Below are 17,169 nucleotides of genomic sequence, written 5' to 3' on the forward strand. Positions count from 1 at the left end.
GTTTGAATGCTGTTAATTGAATGGATATCTTCCTGATTCCGCAGCTGATTTTACACCATTGATTTGTCCAAGCTCTTAGGCTTTGTTCCATTTTTCAAATGGTTAATGTTAACTAGGGGCTCTTGACCTTTCGAGATGATGTTTGCAGCCATTTGTGGGGTATTGATACAAGGTCGCGCTTATTCAGTGCAGTTGCTCTGGTTCAATAGGCGATAACGCAGTTAGACATATCCCATAAATGCGGTCCCAAGGGCCGACTAGGTGCGCCCGTTCAAGGCGCTTTATTCTTTGTTACTAAACTCGGTAAGCTCAAAAAGAAATCAAGAAGTTATCGCGAAAATTTAATACTATAAGAATCTGTTGACTTTACCCCTAGGGGAATGTTTAAAATCGGCGGAGAATAAACAAAAGGTGCAATATGGCAAATCAACTTAAAACTATTTGGATTACGATGCTCAGCATTGTTGCCTTGTTGTTTTCAGGATTTGTTTCCAGTGCACCAGTGATGATGGGTACTATGGGAGAACAAGCACCGAGTAAGGCGTCGCCTTGCCACGCGAGTTCTGTCGAAACCACCTCAAACCACTCAATGGAAACAACGCATTCAGATCATTTAAATACATCGGAAAAATCGGCAAGCTGTTTGTCTGATTCCTATGGTGGACATGCCTGTTGTGTTGCCGTTTGCTCCGCCACATTTGCGCCTTTGCCTATACGTGATGCGCTGACTTCCACCCGTTTTACCCTTTCTCCTTTCTTTGTCATCATGATTGGCGACAAAATTTCTCGAACTCAAACTTTGCTCCGACCCCCTATCGCATAGATCCAATTTCTGTTTTACCGCTTCTCAACTTTTAGAAGCTTGATTGACTAGCGTTTTTACGCCCAGAATTTGGACAAAAAAGTGACACTACAACTAAAAAAAATCGCGCTATCGATTGGCGTATGCTTAGCTATTTCGCCCGTTGTGGCGAGTGCAGCCAGCGTACTCTTATCAGAACAAGTAAACGCAAAACAACCGCTCACAGAGCTAATTAATACCGCCATTGCATTGGACAGTGACCGTAAGCGAGCTTACGCCCAATCTTCTGCAATGCGTGAAATGGGCATTGCCCGTTCTACTCTTATGGACCCAAAACTGAAAGTCGGATTCAGTGGTTTACCCGTCGACAGCTTTAAGTTTGATCAGGAGCTGATGACCAACGTGTCTGTTGGTTTGATGCAACAGTTTGAGCGAGGTTCAACGCTGGAACTCAAGCGAAAACAAACCAATCAGCAAGCAGAAGGAACGAGTTTTCAAGTTCAAGCCCGCGAGCTGGATATTGCCAACCAAATGACTCAAATCTGGCTGGAATTAGGTTATTTACAGGTATCGGAGCGTATCCTACGCGACAAACGACGTTTGATTTCTGAACTTGAACGTTTCATTCAAACCAATTATGCCAATGGCAAGAGCGAAGCGCAGGATCTGTTGAATGCGCAGCTTCAAGTCACCAAGTTGGATGAGAAGTTAGAAGCGAATGCACAGATGCAACGTCGATTCGTTTCTCGTTTATCAGAGTGGCTGGGTGCCGATTGGTTAAGTGAGCGTTTAAGCAAAGAGCCAGCATTGGGGGACGTATCTTCCAGCGAAAAAACCTTGCTTAATGCATCTAATACCTTGGATTGGACAAAGCTAGAGGAACGGTTGGCGACCCATTTAGGCTCTACCCAACATTTCCAGCAGCTTGGAGAACACCCTATGGTGAAAATGGCGGACAGCCAAATTCAGGCGAGTCAAACCCAAATAGACATTGCCGAACAAGCCTACAATCCACAGTTTGGCGTGGAAGTGATGTATGCCCACCGACAAACCAACAATATGCGAGGTGAACCTGCTTCTGATCTTGTGAGTGCGTATCTCACCTTGGATATCCCACTGTTTACCAATAACCGTCAAGATAGAAATGTATCGGCAGCCCAATATCAGGTGGGAGCCGCGCAATTGAAAAAAGACACCTTGTTGCAGCAAATGAATGCCAAGGTGAACACCCTTCTAAGTGACAGAACCAATCTGAATCAGCGGTTGGTGCGTTACCAATCTTCCTTAATGCCTCAGATAACTGCGCGCATTCGTGCCGTGGAACGAGGTTACCAAAATAACACCGCGCAGTTTAGCGACGTGATAGCGGCATCCAATGATGAGCTGGCTTTGCAGCTGGAGCAGCAACGTCTTGTTACCGACTTAAATGTGGTGAACAGCAACCTTGCGGCTTTGCTTAGCGGCTTTGACTATCAGGCGGACACGCCTCAACTCAGCGGATCATTTCGCTAAAGCGATTGTTCGCTAACAAGAACATTCGCTAAAAAATCATTCGCTAGAGAATTCGTTAATTAAGGAAAAGAACAATGAAAACATTGCAAGTTGCCGCCATCGCATTATTGGTGGGCGGAGCACTCGGGTATGGCATGAATCATTACATGGCTGGCGCAAATCACAACATGAGTGCAATGGCGAGTCCAGCCGCCGCAGGCTCTGATGAGCCTTTATATTGGGTTGCCCCAATGGATCCCAATTATAAAAGAGACAAGCCGGGGAAATCCCCCATGGGAATGGATCTGATTCCGGTTTACGCTGAAGATATTTCTGGCGCAAACGACAAAGCTGGCACTGTAAAAATTGACCCTTCTGTTGAAAATAACTTGGGCGTAAAAACCGCCTCTGTCACCAAAGAGCCTCTATCTCCTAGCCTAGATACAGTGGGCTATATCGCCTTCGACGAAAGCCGATTGTGGCAAACTAACGTGCGTGTTGCCGGTTGGGTTGAAAAGCTGTACATCAATGCGGTAGGTGAGAAAGTCAGTAAGGGCGATGTTCTATTTACTCTGTATTCACCTGAGCTTGTGAAAGCGCAAGAAGAGCTGATCAGCGCCTACAAAACGAACCGAAAAGGGTTGGTGGAAGGGGCGACCGAACGCCTATTGACACTTGGTGTAGATCGCAACCAAATCCGAACCATCACTCGCCGAGGGCGAGCCTCTCAAACCATTGAAGTGAAGGCACCTGCAGACGGTGTGATCGCGAACCTGAACATTCGTGAAGGCGGGTATTTGTCGCCTGCTCAGGCGGTGATCAGTGCAGGACCGCTTGATCATGTATGGGTGGATGCTGAAGTGTTTGAGCGCCAAGCGCATTGGGTGAAGGCAGGCAGCAACGCCAGCATGAGGCTGGATTCTGTGCCTGGTCATACATGGCAGGGTGAAGTGGATTACATCTACCCAATACTCGATCCGAAAACGCGTACGCTTCGCGTTCGTCTTAAATTCCCTAACCCTAAAGGGGAATTGAAACCCAACATGTTTGCTAACATCACATTGCAACCCATAAGTGAAGAGTCGGTGTTAACCATTCCTAAATCCGCAGTGATTCGATCAGGCGGAATGACGCGCGTCGTGTTGTCTGAGGGCGAAGGTAAATATCGTTCAGCGCGAGTCGAAGTGGGCCGAGAAGCCGGAGAGAAAATTGAGGTGCTGAAGGGTCTGACCGAGAATGATCGGATTGTGACTTCCGCACACTTCATGTTGGATTCTGAATCGAGCCAGACCGCTGATCTGGCGCGCATCAACGGCGTGAAAGCGGATGCTGAGACAGTCTGGGCGAAAGGAGAAATCACAGATGTGATGGAAGGGCACCGGATGCTGACCATCAGCCATCAGCCTGTACCAGAATGGAATTGGCCAGGCATGGTGATGAACTTCACCTTTGCAGAAAACGTGGCAATGAAAGGGCTTGGGAAAGGGCAAGCCATCGATTTCGAAATGCAGAAAACCGATTCTGGACAATATGAAATCGTGGACTACAAAGTAGGGGAAAGCGTCCTTGCAGCAGAAGTGTGGTTAACCGGAGAGGTGAATACACTCATGGTCGATTTCGGCATGATCACGCTGAGCCATTCATCGGTTTCAGAGTGGGGATGGGAAGAAGGCGAAATGAACTTCACCGTAGAGGATCTTGACCTTTCGCCCTTTCAGGAGACCCAAAAAGTTCGATTTCTAGTTGAGAAAATGGGCACCGACTATCAGTTGAAAAAAATTGAAGCGGCAGAGGGCTAAGTATGATAAATGCAATCATTCGTTGGTCCATCAACAATCGCTTACTGGTGTTACTGTCGACGTTGGCGTTGGTTTTGGGTGGGCTATACAGCGTGAAAAACACGCCTGTGGATGCGATTCCTGATTTGTCTGATGTTCAGGTGATCATCAAAACCAGCTATCCCGGACAAGCCCCGCAAGTGGTCGAAGATCAGGTGACGTACCCGCTGACTACGGCAATGCTCGCGGTTCCTGGGGCAGAAACCGTGCGCGGTTATTCCTTCTTTGGGGATTCCTACGTTTATATCATTTTCAATGACAATACCGACATGTATTGGGCGCGCTCACGCGTGCTGGAATACCTTAGCCAAGTGGCGCCTAACTTACCGTCCAATGCAAAACCCACATTAGGACCAGACGCAACAGGTGTCGGTTGGGTGTACAGCTATGTGCTGCAAGACAAAACCGGACAGCATGATCTGGCGCAATTACGCAGCCTGCAAGACTGGTTTCTGAAATACGAATTGCAAACCGTTGAAGGGGTGTCAGAGGTTGCCACGGTAGGCGGTATGGTTAAGCAGTATCAGATCCAAATAGACCCAGCCAAATTGCGAGCCTACGACCTGACCTTACAGCAGGTGAACATGGCGATTCAAAACGGCAATCAGGAGTCTGGCGCATCGGTTATTGAAGTGGCGGAAGCCGAACACATGGTACGCACGACGGGGTATTTGAGCAGTATCGAAGACATTCAATCACTGCCTCTGAAAGTCACCAAAAAAGGCACCCCCTTGCTGCTGGGCGACATCGCCGACATTAACCTAGGACCACAAATGCGTCGGGGCATTTCGGAGTTCAATGGTGAGGGTGAAGCGACAGGTGGCGTCATTGTGATGCGCTTTGGCGAAAACGCCAGTGAAGTCATTGCCAACGTGAAAATCAAACTCGCAGAACTTCAACGCAGCCTGCCTGATGGGGTAGAAATCGTGGCAACCTACGATCGTTCTACTTTGATCAATGCCGCTGTTGAAAACCTTTGGAAGAAGTTAGCGGAAGAGTTCATTGTGGTGGCGATTGTCTGTGCACTGTTCCTGTTTCACATTCGCTCCTCGTTAGTGATCGCGCTGAGCCTACCTGTTGGGATTCTTTCAGCCTTTATGGTGATGCACTGGCAGGGCATTAACGCCAACATCATGTCATTAGGCGGGATAGCCATTGCGATTGGTGCCATGGTGGATGGTGCCATCGTCATGATCGAGAATGTACACAAACATATCGAACGCACCCCATTGAACGATAATAATCGTTGGCAGGTGATTGGTAAGGCGGCAGAGGAAGTCGGTGCGCCGCTGTTCTTTTCGCTACTCATCATCACATTGAGCTTCGTTCCCGTGTTCGCCCTTGAAGGTCAGGAAGGGAAAATGTTCTCGCCCCTTGCCTTCACTAAAACGTACGCCATGGCGGCATCGGCAGGATTAGCGATCACACTTGTGCCTGTTTTGATGGGGTATTTTGTTCGAGGAAATATCCTGCCAGAGCACAAGAACCCAATCAATAAGGGGTTGGTGGCGCTTTATAAGCCGCTGCTGACGATCAGTTTGCGTTTTCCTAAAACCATGATCGTTTTGGCGCTCGGGCTGATGGCTTCGGCTTATTACCCAATGAGCAAATTGGGTAGCGAGTTTATCCCCCCATTGGATGAAGGCGATTTGATGTACATGCCAACAACCTATCCGGGGATCTCGATTGGTAAAGCGCGCGAAATTTTGCAGCAAACCAATAAGTTGATCAAAACCCTGCCAGAAGTTCACACCGTATGGGGCAAGATTGGTCGTGCGGAAACCGCGACCGATCCAGCGCCTCTAACCATGATCGAAACCGTGATTCAGTTTAAGCCAAAGTCCGAATGGCGTGCTGGGGTAACCAGCGAATCACTGCGAAAAGAACTGGATAATTTGGTTCAATTCCCTGGCTTAACCAATGCGTGGGTTATGCCGATCAAAACGCGTATCGACATGTTGGCGACAGGCATTAAAACCCCGATCGGCATCAAGATCGCAGGTCCTGACCTTAAGGTCATTGAGAAAATTGGTGCGCAGCTTGAACCCATTCTTAACGGCATTCAAGGCACGGCTTCGGTGTACGCGGAACGCGTGGCAGGTGGGCGTTATGTCACCATCGACATTAAGCGCCGTTCGGCCGCACGTTACGGCTTGAGCATTAAAGACGTTCAACGGGTGATCTCAACGGCTGTCGGTGGAATGAACGTTGGTGAAACCATAGAAGGGTTGGAACGTTACCCGATCAATGTTCGATACCCTCAGGAGTATCGTAATTCGGTCGAGATGCTAGAAAACCTGCCTTTGGTCACCCCAAGTGGTGCGCGTATTGCTCTCGCCGATGTGGCCGACATCCGTTATGAAGATGGTCCACCAATGATCAAAACGGAAAATGCTCGCCCGAACGGCTGGGTATTTGTGGACATCGAAGGTCGCGATTTGGGTTCGTATGTCGCTGAAGCACAGCAAGTCGTGGGGAGTGAACTGTTACTTCCTGCGGGTTATTCACTGGCGTGGTCTGGGCAATACGAATACATGGAGCGGGCGAAAGAGCGTTTGAGTGTGGTTGTACCGATCACCATTGCCATCATCATGCTGCTGCTCTATTTCAGTTTCCGCCGTATAGGAGAAGTGTTGATCATCATGCTGACGCTGCCTCTTGCTATGGTGGGCGGTTTATGGTTGATGCATTACCTCGGCTACAACTTCTCCATTGCGGTTGGGGTTGGCTTTATCGCGCTAGCAGGAGTGGCGGTTGAGATTGGGGTCATCATGCTGGTTTACCTCAACCAAGCCTGGCATTACAAAAAGGTAGATGCAGCGGAAACAGAGGCGGCATTAACCAAAGACGACCTGACCAATGCCATTCGAGAAGGGGCAGGGTTGCGCGTTCGACCTGTAATGATGACGGTGCTGACGGTCATCATTGGTTTGATACCGATCATGTATGGCGATGGCACAGGTTCCGAAGTCATGCAGCGGATTGCCGCCCCAATGATCGGCGGTATGGCCTCGGCGTTGCTTCTCACGTTGTTGGTTTTGCCCGCTATCTTTAAGTTATGGAAGCAAAGCGAACTGCGCAAGTAATCCAAATTCAGGATTACTTGTGGGTAATCCTGAATTCAAATTTAATTCGAAATAAAAGGAAATTCAGATGAAAAAATCAATGATTGCATTGGCTCTAAGTATGGTTGCATCGGGCGCTATCGCTGAAGGTATGGATCACTCAAAGATGGATCATTCCAAGATGGGCCATTCAAAGATGGATCACTCACAAATGGATCACTCCAATATGATGAACATGGAAGGTATGTCCGATGTGGGTATGCCAGCTAAAGGAGCGAAACCCAATAAGGTCGTTCACGTCATTTTAAGCGACGACATGACGATTAAGTTCAAAAAAGAGGTGGATATTGAGCCGAATGATGTCGTGCAGTTTGTGGTGGTCAATACAGGAAAGATTGAGCATGAATTTGCGATTGGATCGGTTGCCGAGCAGAAAAAGCATCGCACCATGATGAAAGAACAAGGAATGCATGCACATGATTCGGGAAGCGCTGTAACGGTTAAGCCCGGTAAGGCGAAGCAACTGACTTGGCACTTTCACGGTGACACCAATGTGGAGTTTGCCTGCAACATCGCGGGGCACTACGAAGCGGGCATGGTGAAGTCTATCGAACTATAAAGGTATTGAGTTAGGAAAAAGAGCAAGAGATGGCTCATTTTTCTTATCCACATTGTTCATCAATAGCGTCTACGTCTTTATTTGAAAACGTCGGCTTTTGTCGAGACTGCATATTTCAATTTACAATGTAAATTTTACCTGAGATTGTAAGATGGCTACCCAACCGGAAGCCATCTTATAGCTTGCTAGCCATCCTAATGCTGTTGAATTTCTCACAATGGGATCTTTACGTCACAGTAAAAGCTTGAGATCGGAGGGGGCATTTAAGAGACAGCAGAAGCATTGTTTATGTCAGATTGTCTATCGCTAACAAATACCCAGATGGCGATTCCCAAAGTAACTAGAGGAAAAAGTGCAACCCACAGTAGTGCGTTCTCGACACCCACACTATGCCATAATGCGCCAATGCATATTGGAGTCAGCACACGAGAAATGCTTCCGACCATTTCATTGATGCCCATAAACTTCCCCTTTGAGTTTTCAGGGGAATGCGTAGAGATATGTGAGGGTAAAGAAATAGAAATGACGATCTCACCAAGTGTCCAAACGACAACGCTGGCCAATAGCCAATTGACCGAGAAACCCAAATAAATCATGAATAATCCACTCGACCATAACAGAGACGATATTGCTAAGGCTTGATGGATTTTCATTTTCGACACGATGCGATTGAGCGGCAGGGAACCGATTAAGATAATGGCACTGTTCAAACTGTATACCAGTCCCATAAACAGTGTTGCCGACATGAAAATGTTATTGACCAATAACGGCACCATATATTCAAGAGCAAACAAAGATGAAATGAGAGGTAAGTTGCTGATACAAATAAGTGCAAGAATTGGCTGGGTACGCACGGCTTTCCAATAACTCAGTGAAGAGGCAGGGTTGGAGATATCTGGCTCCGAACCCTCGTTTTTTGAGTTATCGCTGATGGCTTCGTTTGAAAGTGGTACGAATGTATAGAAAGCCAAAATCAAAGCGCATATCAGTGACGTCCCCATATCTACGTAAAACAATAGATGAAACGAATAGGTCATTAGCATGCTCGCTGCCAGTGGACCCAGCCCCATGCCGATGTTGATACAAAGGTAGTTCAGTGTGTAGCACAGTGAGCGTTCATCATGTGTTGAAAGTTGTGCGATCAGCAGGTTGTTGGCAGGACCAAACATTGACATACCAACTAAACCAATAAAAAGAGGAAGGGCATAGAAAAAAGCATGATCATAGCTGAAGGTTAACAAAAAATATCCCACGATATTCGTTATTAACGCAGTGACGAGAACGGGTTTAGCACCCACTTTATCCACCAAGTAACCCGATAGCATGGCGCCAACAACTAGCCCTGTTGCACCAAGAGACAAAATTGTCCCAGACGCCACTAGGGAGACTTCCTTCTCGTTAACCAAATACAAGCTGAAAAATGGAAATACAAACGTACCTAGCCGATTGATTAAACTGGCCGAAAAGAGAACGTACAGCTGCTTATTTAACTTAAAAATGGGCGAATCTAACATGGTGTATCCGTCTCGATGGAAAATAACGCTCTGATTCGTTTGAAGTCAGTATGGACATTGTGTTCGCTATCCCCATAAGACACGTAAAAACCTTGTACCTGTGAACAATCTGTAGGTGGTTGAATCACATCGCCTACTTTTGTCCAAATCTCCGCCTCTAAGACTTCAGTCAGTTCGCTGAGTGCCTGAACGTCCGAAACGTACTTCACTTCTCCGTATTGATGAGTGGTCAGGTATTCTGCGCCGACAGTGATATCGTTTGTCCAGCGCTCTGTTTGCGGTTTACCGAGTTCCGCCTTTGCCCATATGTCAATAACGTTCATACCTGACGCGTAAGTTAAGATGGAGACGATAGGACCACCGCCAAACCGAGCTGCACATTCCCCCAGATAAACGTCACCGTCTTCCGTTAAGAAGAACTCGTTGTGAGTAATGCCCGTTTTCAAATTGAACCCATGCATTAGTTTTCGATTGGTCTCTAAAATATGGCTTTGAGCTTCGGTTCTATCTTTATTAATCGTGATAAGCCCCGGTTTCTCTTCCGTGTCTTTATAGTCAATGATGTTGTATGTGTATTTTGCGAGAGACTCAAATTTAACCTCGCCGTCGTGGAAAATCGCATCTATGCAGTAGTGCTCTCCGTGAACAAACTTCTCTACGCGATACGACTGTCGATCGTTTCGAATCTGTGCCCAAACATTCTCCAACTCTAGTGTGTTTGTGACTTTATAGGTGTCCTTGCACCCCATGCCGTCAAAGGGTTTGATCACGATTGGAAACTGCTCGGATTCGACAAATTTCTCTATACATTGCTTGGTTAAAGGGAGCACACAGGGAGGAGTATTGACCCCCAATTCTTTGGCTCTTTGATGCATGGCATTTTTATTGCGAAAAAGGATCGCATCTTCTGGTAAAAGCCCAGATATATTGAGTTCTTCGCGAAGCTTGGCGGCTTCAAACGTATCCAATTCGTGAAAGGCGATGATTTTTGTTACCGAGTGATTTTGAATGATGTTTTGACAGCGTTCTTTTAGAGCAGTGTAATCATTCATATTCGTAGGGAATGCTTTTGTGCATAGCTCTGATAACTGACTATTTAAATCACTCCAAGATTCATGAATTAAATAGGTATGGCATTCATTTTCAAATAAAGAACGTAAGAATACTTCGGCATACTTCTCATATATTGGTGTTGTGCCTCTAAATAAAATAATGGCACCAGTAGAAAATTTACGACTACGGTTGATAGGCATTGAATATTCCTTGATAATATTATTACTTAGTTAAATTCATCAATGATCTTTGTAGCAATCTGGCGATTATTGTGAAAACCTTTTGCTCTAATATTGTTTTCACCTAATAATTTTCCAAGTAAATATCCCTCATCTATATATTCTTTAATAGTTTGTTTTCCTTCCTCCTTCTTTAAATCATAAACAATACGCCCCATAAATACCTCACCTAGTATAGAGAGTTCATATCGGTCTCCGGAGTCGACAATTAGCCCCTCCTCTATTAAACCTTTAAAGGTTTTTACCTGCTCTTCATCAATGGCGTTTTGCCTTAGCATTCGATTGTATTGTGACTTTAACAATCCTTCATGCCTTAGGGGGAATACCCAAAGTGCAGTATCTTCCTGCTTTCTAACGTTGCATTTGGGTAAAAATATGGCTTGTTTTTTCTTTTCTGTTTGTTCAATCCACTGGTTAATGTCTACTGTATTTTCGATGCGTACACCAGGTAAAGAGGAAATGGCCTGGGCACCTGCTGCGATTAGGAAATCGTCGCCATCTGCCGTTCCAATGCACTCGTTGCCTTTCACCTTTTCCAATATTTCTTTGGGGATAGAATGCGCATCATAGTACGTATTGGTACCTCGACGTACCCACCCATTTTTCTGCAGCGTGGCATAGGAATGCAATCGCATTTTTGCTTGTACATCTGGGGATGCTTGAGGTGGGATCTTTCCAGAAGACAAATCAGCTAATAAACTTGGTGCGGCGCCCGGTGTGAGTAAGTAAGTACTTATTGCATTGATACCAGGGTGGTTCATCATTGCTTGCAAGTCCTCATGGACATCATCTAGCGTTTGACCGGGTAGGCAAGTGATCAAATCAGCATTCACTATTGGGATACGACCATCGAGCATTGTGATCACCTTATCCAAGTGATTCAACTTGGCTGGCTGCTTCATGTATTTTCTGAGATGAGGCTTCGTCGTTTGTACGCCAAAACTGACTTTGGTGACCTCATGCTTAGCCAAAATATCAATAAAGTCTTTCTTTACTGTACTTAAGGTGAATTCAACCGATATTTCTGTATTGTCTGTCATGCCGTTTAGCTGTTTGACCTCGGTCAGGAGCGTGTCCATGTGCGTACCTATTAGATCAGGACTTCCTCCACCGATGTTGACAGACTCTATATTTATATCTGCTGTTTTTGTCTTTTTTAGTAAGTCTTTAAGTTGCCAAATCAAAAGTTCAGTGTATTTCTCTGCTTCTTTCCAGCTTATATTATTCCCTCCCGAAAATGCGCAAAATGAACATAACTGTGCACAATAGGGAATATGTAAATAGAGTTGTAATTTTGAGTTTTCAGTCGGCTTTGATGCCATCATGGCATTTAAAATATCACTTTCTGTAAATTGGTTTTGATCAGGTAGCATCCAATAGTCTATAGTATTTCTAGCCAGATGAGAGTAACGAGTATTGAGTAGCGTATTAAAATTTGACATAGTATCTTCCAGTTTGAACTATATTATTACTACTTTTAAGTATTAGGATTTTTCTCCGTGTCTCATATACTTCATATTGGAGTATTTATTACGTGTAGAAGTAGATATTAGCGATTACTTGTACCAGTAGCTGTGGATTCAATAATATGAGGTCACTAATGTATGAAACTATAGCTCTATAACAAATTCAATGCTCTTCAATGAGTTTCTATGCGACAGGTGTAATTTTTTAACATAATTGTTACATTGATCTAAGATGCTATTCACCTTTATGCAACACTGTCTCATCATTAATAAAGCCGCGAGGGAGCATCGGTTTACTCGATTTTCACGTATCTCTTTTTTGGTAATAACTCCTTGCTTTATCAGGCATTTTGTCTGACTGATGCGATAACCTTCCGTACTTTTTAAGATCGCTTATACGTTCAAGTGTGGTTTTGGGTAGTTTTCGCATCACTTTATGTTTTATTGCGAATATCTTTTGTATTGTAGGGGCGATTTCTTACTTAACCTCAGTTGAGGTTATTTACACTTCTGTCACATTTAAAAAAGGAAGATCCGCTGTGTACATTGGAGAGCTATCGAAAAAGACCGGAGTCAGCGTTAAAGCGATTCGACATTATGAAGACATTGCGTTGATCAAACCACCCCTGCGTGATGGTAAGTATCGGGTTTACGATGACAGCTATGTTCAAGTGCTAAGCATGATCAAAGTGGCGAAAGGGCTAGGGTTCACCTTAGAGGAGCTTCGAACCATTGCGAAAGCCAAAACACAGGAAGGCTTGGTGCCGATGGATTTGTTGAAAGCCGAACTGCAAAAAAAGCGCACCGATATTCTCATCAAGAAAGCGGAATTGGAAAAAAGGCTCGAAGAGATGGACGAGTTGGAAATCAGTGTTCAGCTTTACAATCAGTGTCTTTTGGAAAACAGCAATAAATAAATTTTTTGGTAAATAAGCCTTGACTCTCCCCTATACGGGAGACTTTAGGATGAAGACCTCAACAGACAACACAGAGGTCAACATTATGAAAACCGCATTCATCACAGGCGCAACATCTGGCATTGGTTTCGAATTCGCCAAATCCCTTTCTGAACAAGGCTATACATTGATCGTCCACGGGCGCAACCCTCAGAAACTGGCAGAGCTCGAACGCCAAATTGAAGGCGTCACCCAAACCATTTGTGCTGACCTGTCCCATCCGGCTACGCATGCCAAGGTGATTCAACAGCTTGAAGCCTATTCCAACCCCATCGATGTGGCCATTAATAATGCGGGGTATGGCTTGTATGGTCCTCATATCGAGCACACACCGACACAAATACAACAAATGGTGTCGGTCAATGTGCTAGCGCTGACTTCCTTGAGTGAATACTTTGTCAGACGAATGGCAACACAAGGCAAAGGGTATCTAATGAACGTAGCGTCCACCGCTGCTTACCAGCCACAGCCTTATATGGCAGCCTATGCCGCTAGCAAAGCGTATGTCGCCAGCTTTACTGAAGCTTTAGCCGTTGAAATGAAAGACAAAGGTGTGAACATCACCTGCTTGTCACCGGGGCGAACGGATACGGGCTTCTTTACGTTCGATGGCAAGGATGAGTCGAGCTCTGGCACGGGGACATTTGCCGCAAAATACCGAGTCAGTCCAGCGAAAGTTGCACAGAAAGGATTGGATGCCTTGTTCAAAGGGCGTTTTAGAGAGATTCCATTTCTGGACAACAAATTCTACGTTTTCTTGAATCGAATTCTGCCTAAAAATGGGGTGTTAATGATGTACAGTAATGCGATGAAGAATGTATAAAATCAAGACTATTTGATACAACGACTGAGTGCATATTGGAAAGGATGGAAACGGTTTTACTCAAGTTTCCTTTTCTTCCCCCTAAATTCAGGAGTTTGAGTCAGTATGGAAAAATTAAATTGCTCGCTTGCCCCTTTTACGAAAGATGTGAACGCTTTATCCATGCAGCAGACAAAGCGGCAGAAAAGAATGCAGATACTCAGCCAAATACATCCGTTTTTTCGTTCAACATAGTAAGCAATTGTGGTTGCCAGTAAGTTTGAATGCTTGAGAGTAAAAAGCCGTGAATGATCTGTAAGCCCGAAACGTGTTTGAGTATTGGATGCTGAATACAAGCCATCAATCGCTGTTTTTATGGCGTTTACATCGGACTTTTTTCCCGAATCGGCTGCTTTATCTCACCTTCATGGAAACGAAAAGGGACGGAAATACCCAGAATCAAATGCATTGTGAACGCCACGATAAGTACCCAGTGATAAGGGGAGTCGCTAGCGCAGGAGGCGTACGCAAGTTTTTAAAACCCTCTCGCATCTTATAGCAGTGCCATGGTGAGTTTTTTTGATGCCGACATGAACTTACCGTTCATAAGCGAACTTGCACCAGCGTAAATCAAGAAAAAGCCCTACAAATAGTATTGATAATTATTTGTTGGGTATAAGTCAATATTATTGTGGTGCGACACGTACCAGACTGAATTAATACAATAATCAATTGCATGCATAAGTGATATTTCTCATACTGTAGTTAACAATTATATTTTATTGTTTTTTTATTGTTTTTTTATTGTTTTTAGTTTGTATAGTGTTCTTGCTTTATGAGAAAGCTAAGTCAAACAAAACTTAAAATAAGGAAATTACAATGAAGAAATCTATGTTGAAAAAACTACCAAAACTAAACAAGAAAGTAAGAACAACTACTCCATATCAAGCAGCATAATGGAATAGTGAAATAATAGGTTGGATGCAATCCAACCTATTTTATTTTTGGAGGTATATGATGGGAATTATAAGACGGAACGTTGTTGGCTTAGAGTATTTAAGTCACTCTAAATTAATTAATGTTGTTGGGCCGGATGGAGCAGGAAAGCACGACACGATACACGATTATATCAAACACCACATGAATGGTGATAACGTGATTGTTGAGAATGCAAATAAGCTTAAGCAAGGCTACTTTTCAGGTTTTTATGCACTACTGAACACAGTGTACACTCGCTGTCATGAAGGGCGCGAGGCTCTGATAGAGCAGTATGAAAAGGTCCTTTGCCGCTTGTTTCCAGATTTGGTTTTGCCAGCGTTTAAAGGCACAAAAGATCTGACGAATACCGCTGATCGAGATGAGCGTACACGCTTTTACCATCATGAATTTCAAGAAAAGCTATTGAATGGCGTCTACGAGTTTTTGGTTGAGTTTTATCAAGAAGAATCCACTCCAACTTATTTGATTATCGATGAATTTGAACAAGCCTCACCGACCATCAATTCATTCTTGAATACCATCAATCGACGAGGTGGCGTAGAGAACCTTCATATTATTCTTTTGTCTACTTCGAAGCCAATACAGTTACTTGATGTTCCTACTATTGAATTTGAGAAAATATCTTTCCAAGAAATGATGGATATTTATGGTGCTGAATTGTCACCTTATAGTAAGGAAGAAATCAGTACTATTTATAAACTATCAGATGGTAACCATCACCTTGTTGATGATTTAATTAAAATAGCCAACTCTGGTATAAAAATTAATTATTTACTATCGCTAGATACGCACATCGACTTTTATTTGTCGTCTATTGGTCGTGCTGAAAAGTACCATGCGCTAAAGCGTTATATTTCAGCGCACTGTCATACGAAAAGTGCGATTGATACGCGCAACTATCAGATTTCGACGAGTGACGTTAAGGATACCTTGCACCGAGATGTTTTGGCCTCATTGGAAAATACGGATGCTTACTACCTCCATGTGATTCACGCTGATTCTCTGTCTGATCCGACTGAGAGGCTGACGTACCTTGCTCCGATAGCCATTAAGTTGCAAGAGATTGGGCTGTACGATACGTGGTTTGATTTTTTCTCTAAGTATTACGTTGATCAAAACCTCAGAGCGCTCGGGGATGGGAACCAAGATTTCAACTCAGTCTATATCAGAATGGCCTTCATTCTGTATTCGATGGGGCTGGCTAAATTATCCATTCCTTACTTGGATGATTTCTATCAGCACTTTCCTGAGAGTATGAACACCCCCATGGTGCTGTATTCTCAGAGTATGACCTACGGACGTTATCAAGTGCCAGTACAACTGGATAAGGCCGAAGCTCTGGCTCTACAAAACTTAGAGAAAATCGATTCGATTTTTTGCGATCACCCCAAGTACGATTATCTCAAAGTGTTTGCTGAGAATGCATTAGCTTACATTCGCGCCCGCCAAGGACGCTTTGAAGAAGCGATCCAACTGTGTGTGAATGGTCTGTCAAAAATGGAAGACATATATGGCAGTGACAAATACAAATTGCATCAGTCGATTTTGATTTACAATACAGGCCAAGTGTATGAAATTATGAAAGATTTCGAAAATGCCCAAAAGTACTATCAATGGGCTATCGATCTCGATCCGAACTATGGCGAGTATTACAACGACATCGCGAATCTCTACGCTAATCATGATCACTATGAACTGGCGCTCGAAAACTACCACAAGGCCATCGAACTGTGTCCGCCATACTATGAAGCGCACCACAACAGAGCCTGTCTTTACATTCAGATGGAAGAGTACGACAAGGCTGAGTGCGACTTGCATCGCTCTATTGAGTTACGACCCGAATTTGTGGATAACCATAGTGAATTAGCCCGCGTGAGCTATTTGCGAGGGCAGTTTGACGACTGTGTTGACCACGTCAATATGGCTTTGTCTTACGATCCTCAAAACAGTAAGGCGCTGTCGATCAAAGCGCTAGCGTTGTTGGACCTAGACGACGTTCGGGGGGCGGCCGACATCTATCAAACCCTGTTGGCACAGCCATATGTGACTGCTGAGGTCTACAGTAACTATGCGATTGTACTGGAGAGAATCGGAAAATCTGAGACCGCGATTGAGTATCTCGACAAAGCATTCGAGATGGACAAGGATGTCGATTATCTGATCAACAAAGGCTTGATTTTGCAAGGGACTGGTAATGTTGATGGCGCCAAAGCCGTATTCCAACATTGCCGGACCTTTGAAGGCGCCCCTTACCCCTTGATCGATGAACTTATCGCTGATTGTCACTAACCAATACAGAAAGAGACCTGTGGGTCTCTTTCTGCC

Annotated in this window: 11 protein-coding genes; 8 read left to right on the top strand and 3 right to left on the bottom strand. The window is 44.6% G+C overall.

The annotated features are described in order from the left end of the window. Window positions 1-418 precede the first annotated feature (418 nt). The 5 genes from HC752_RS12595 (at window position 419) to copI (ending at window position 7,815) form a co-directional block, all read left to right on the top strand. On the top strand, window positions 419-823 hold the full coding sequence (locus HC752_RS12595) for a hypothetical protein (RefSeq protein ID WP_190335514.1): 405 nt from the start codon (window positions 419-421) through the stop codon (window positions 821-823). 102 nt (window positions 824-925) lie between these two features. Continuing rightward, complete coding sequence (locus HC752_RS12600; RefSeq protein ID WP_446751442.1) at window positions 926-2,314, top strand: TolC family protein; 1,389 nt, start codon at window positions 926-928, stop codon at window positions 2,312-2,314. A gap of 74 nt (window positions 2,315-2,388) precedes the next feature. After that, the gene (locus HC752_RS12605) at window positions 2,389-4,092 is read left to right on the top strand and encodes an efflux RND transporter periplasmic adaptor subunit (RefSeq protein ID WP_190335516.1); all 1,704 of its coding nucleotides are present in this window, start codon (window positions 2,389-2,391) and stop codon (window positions 4,090-4,092) included. Between the two features lie 2 nt (window positions 4,093-4,094). Continuing rightward, window positions 4,095-7,217, top strand: coding sequence for an efflux RND transporter permease subunit (locus HC752_RS12610; RefSeq protein WP_190335517.1), 3,123 nt, complete (start codon window positions 4,095-4,097; stop codon window positions 7,215-7,217). Window positions 7,218-7,284: 67 nt separating this feature from the next. After that, on the top strand, window positions 7,285-7,815 hold the full coding sequence (copI, locus tag HC752_RS12615) for a copper-resistant cuproprotein CopI (protein ID WP_190335518.1): 531 nt from the start codon (window positions 7,285-7,287) through the stop codon (window positions 7,813-7,815). Between the two features lie 263 nt (window positions 7,816-8,078). Here copI and HC752_RS12620 read toward each other — a convergent pair whose 3' ends face one another. Genes HC752_RS12620 through HC752_RS12630 form a run of 3 tightly spaced genes read right to left on the bottom strand, consistent with a single transcriptional unit; the run spans window position 8,079 to window position 12,063 of the window. Further along, window positions 8,079-9,329 carry an MFS transporter gene (locus HC752_RS12620; RefSeq protein ID WP_190335519.1) on the bottom strand — a complete coding sequence of 417 codons (1,251 nt, stop codon included), beginning with the start codon at window positions 9,327-9,329 and terminating at the stop codon, window positions 8,079-8,081. Continuing rightward, a complete protein-coding gene (locus HC752_RS12625) occupies window positions 9,323-10,582 on the bottom strand; it encodes an ATP-grasp domain-containing protein (protein ID WP_190335520.1) in 1,260 nt (419 codons plus the stop codon). The genes HC752_RS12620 and HC752_RS12625 overlap by 7 nt, the downstream gene beginning before the upstream one ends. Before the next feature lie 26 nt (window positions 10,583-10,608). Continuing rightward, window positions 10,609-12,063: a radical SAM protein gene (locus tag HC752_RS12630; protein WP_190335521.1), complete on the bottom strand. Its 1,455-nt coding sequence runs from the start codon at window positions 12,061-12,063 to the stop codon at window positions 10,609-10,611. Window positions 12,064-12,626: 563 nt separating this feature from the next. Between HC752_RS12630 and HC752_RS12635 the strand changes: the two genes are divergently transcribed. The 3 genes from HC752_RS12635 to HC752_RS12645 all read left to right on the top strand — a co-directional run bounded on the left by HC752_RS12635 (window position 12,627) and on the right by HC752_RS12645 (window position 17,133). Then, the gene (locus tag HC752_RS12635; RefSeq protein WP_190335522.1) at window positions 12,627-13,004 is read left to right on the top strand and encodes a MerR family transcriptional regulator; all 378 of its coding nucleotides are present in this window, start codon (window positions 12,627-12,629) and stop codon (window positions 13,002-13,004) included. Window positions 13,005-13,053: 49 nt separating this feature from the next. Further along, a complete protein-coding gene (locus tag HC752_RS12640) occupies window positions 13,054-13,866 on the top strand; it encodes an SDR family NAD(P)-dependent oxidoreductase (protein WP_238930511.1) in 813 nt (270 codons plus the stop codon). Between the two features lie 993 nt (window positions 13,867-14,859). Then, window positions 14,860-17,133, top strand: coding sequence for a tetratricopeptide repeat protein (locus HC752_RS12645; protein ID WP_190335523.1), 2,274 nt, complete (start codon window positions 14,860-14,862; stop codon window positions 17,131-17,133). The last annotated feature ends 36 nt before the right edge of the window (window positions 17,134-17,169 follow it).

It is taken from the genome of Vibrio sp. S9_S30 (assembly GCF_014694455.1).
GTDB lineage: Bacteria > Pseudomonadota > Gammaproteobacteria > Enterobacterales > Vibrionaceae > Vibrio.